General features: G+C 66.2%; 3 protein-coding genes and 1 pseudogene. All 4 read right to left on the reverse strand.

Going from position 1 to position 2,538, the window contains the following annotated elements; translation table 11 throughout:
• Window positions 1–518: pseudogene (rpoB, locus tag V6M52_RS00395) on the reverse strand (DNA-directed RNA polymerase subunit beta); the annotation flags it as partial.
• 282 nt (window positions 519–800) lie between these two features.
• Complete coding sequence (gene rplL / locus V6M52_RS00400) at window positions 801–1,175, reverse strand: 50S ribosomal protein L7/L12 (RefSeq protein WP_332698236.1); 375 nt, start codon at window positions 1,173–1,175, stop codon at window positions 801–803.
• 36 nt (window positions 1,176–1,211) lie between these two features.
• Window positions 1,212–1,727: a 50S ribosomal protein L10 gene (gene rplJ / locus V6M52_RS00405; protein WP_332698239.1), complete on the reverse strand. Its 516-nt coding sequence runs from the start codon at window positions 1,725–1,727 to the stop codon at window positions 1,212–1,214.
• Window positions 1,728–2,031: 304 nt separating this feature from the next.
• Window positions 2,032–2,538 (reverse strand): 50S ribosomal protein L1 (rplA, locus tag V6M52_RS00410; RefSeq protein WP_332698242.1); only part of this gene is annotated, 507 nt, incomplete at its 5' end.

Below are 2,538 nucleotides of genomic sequence, written 5' to 3' on the forward strand. Positions count from 1 at the left end.
CTGTGCGTCTTGCCCTTGTCGTGCTCGAAGAAGACACCGGGCGAGCGGTGCAGCTGCGACACGATCACGCGCTCGGTGCCGTTGATGATGAAGGAGCCCTTGTCGGTCATGAGCGGCACCTCGCCCATGTAGACCTCCTGCTCCTTGACCTCCTTGACCACCTTGGACTGCGGCGTGGAAGACTCGCGGTCGTAGATGATCAGCTGCACCCTGGCGCGCACGGCCGAGGCGTAGGTCAGCCCGCGGGTCTGGCACTCGCGCACGTCGAAGGCGGGCTTGGCCAGGTTGTATTCGGTGAACTTCATCTCGACAAAACCGTTGTGCGAGACGATCGGGAAGGCCGCATCGAAGGCGGCCTGCAGGCCCTCGACGGTGCGCCGCGAGGGCGCCACGTCGGCTTGGAGGAAGGCGGTGTACGCGTCCTTCTGCATTTGCAGCAGGTACGGCACTTCGAGCACGCTGTCGCGTTTGCCGAAACTCTTGCGGATGCGCTTGCGTTCGGTATAGGAATAGGCCATGAGATCTCCGGGCTATTGAGCTCTTGCGCAACTGACGCGCCCATCCCTGCGCGGGAATGGGCGTTGCTTGGCGGGTTGGCCACTACCAACCATGGCGGACGGCCGTGCATTGCACACGGCCCGAACCAAGGCATCTCCTGCAGTCGGGGTCAGAAGACACTCGAAAAAACTGGCGAACCCTCGATTGGGCCAGATCTTTCGGGTGCGTTCAGGCCACGCCCCAATAAGCGCCAAAGGCTGGAGGCCCTTTGGGGAGCCTCCAGCCTCGGCAGGTGGACTCGATTACTTGAGTTCGACCTTGGCGCCGGCTTCTTCCAGCTTCTTCTTGGCCGCCTCGGCGTCGGCCTTGGCGATCGCTTCCTTGACGGGCTTGGGAGCGCCGTCGACCAGGTCCTTGGCTTCCTTCAGGCCCAGGCCGGTGAGTTCGCGCACGGCCTTGATGACCGACACCTTGTTGGCGCCGGCTTCCAGCAGCATCACGGTGAACTCGGTCTTCTCTTCCGCGGCGGGAGCGGCAGCGCCGCCACCGGCGGCAGGCGCGGCCATGGCGGCAGCGCTCACGCCGAACTTCTCTTCGATCGCCTTGACCAGGTCGTTGAGTTCCATGACCGTCATGCTGTCCAGCGCGGTCAGGAATGCGTCTTTGTCGAATGCCATTTGGATTGTTCCTTCAATGATTGGGGTTTGATTGCTTCAAGCCGCTGCCGGCGCCGCTTCGTCGCCGCCGCCCTTCTTGGCGGCCAGCGCGCCCAGCACCACGGCCGTGCGCGAGATCGGCGACATCAGCAGGCCGCACAGCTGGGCCAGCAGCACTTCCTTGCTCGGGATGCTCGCCAGCTGCTTGACGCCGTTGACGTCCAGGGCCTTGCCCCCGTAGGCGCCGCCGCGAATGACCAGCTTGTCGTTGGTCTTCGCGAAATCGGCCACCACGCGGGCGGCGGCCACGGCATCCACGGAAAAGCCATAGATCAGCGGGCCGGTCATCTGGTCGGCCACCACTTCGAAGCCGCTGCCGCTCACAGCCCGGCGGGCCAGGGTGTTCTTCAGAACACTCAGGCTCACGCCCTGCTTGCGCGCGTCGTTGCGCAGCTTCGTCATGTCGGCGACCGTGATGCCGCGGTACTCCGCCAACACCAGCGTCTGGGCCTGGGCGGCGAGACCGGTCACCTCTTCGACGACCGCTTGCTTCTCACTGCGATTCAGACTCAAGGTCTACTCCTTCCAAAATGCGCCGGCGGGTTGGCACCACGCGCGGCGCGCCTTTGCTGCAGCGACCAAACCTCGAGGGAACTTCTCAACTCTCTCTCGGCGGGATCGCCATCTGCGCTGGCCGGGCTGCCGGGTCGCCCCGGCAACCGCCGATTAAGCGCATTGCTGCGCGCCAGCGGTCTTGGATGGCCTGCCAGTTCCTTGCGGATCCGACAGCCCACCATGCCGGCCGGCCCCTTGCGGGCCTGCGCCGGAATCTCTGTCAGAGGTGCCCGGGCGATGCGCTCCCGGCACCTCGTCGCGACTAAGCCGTGATGGTCTGGGTGTCGACCCGGACGCCCACGCCCATGGTCGAGGACACTGCCACCTTGCGCAGGTACACGCCCTTGCTCGACGCCGGCTTGGCCTTGTTCAGGGCGTCGATCAGCGCCGCCAGGTTGCCCTGCAGCTTGTCGGTCTCGAACGAACGGCGGCCGATCGTGCCGTGGATGATCCCGGCCTTGTCGACGCGGAACTGCACCTGGCCGGCCTTGGCGTTCTTGACGGCCGTGGCCACGTCCGGGGTCACCGTGCCGACCTTGGGGTTGGGCATCAGGCCGCGCGGGCCCAGGATCTGGCCCAGCGTGCCGACCACGCGCATCGCGTCGGGGGCGGCGATCACCACGTCGAACGGCATGTCGCCGGCCTTGACGCGGGCGGCCAGGTCGTCCATGCCGACCACATCGGCGCCGGCGGCCTTGGCTTCCTCGGCCTTGGCGCCCTGGGCGAACACGGCCACGCGCTTGGTCTTGCCGGTGCCGTTGGGCATCAC

The organism is Devosia sp. (assembly GCF_036676215.1).
GTDB lineage: Bacteria > Pseudomonadota > Alphaproteobacteria > Rhizobiales > Devosiaceae > Devosia.

Coding starts and splice junctions, on each gene's coding strand:
- rplL (WP_332698236.1), bottom strand. CDS start 1,175: ATGGCATTCGACAAAGACGCATTCCTGACCGCGCTGGACAGCATGACG.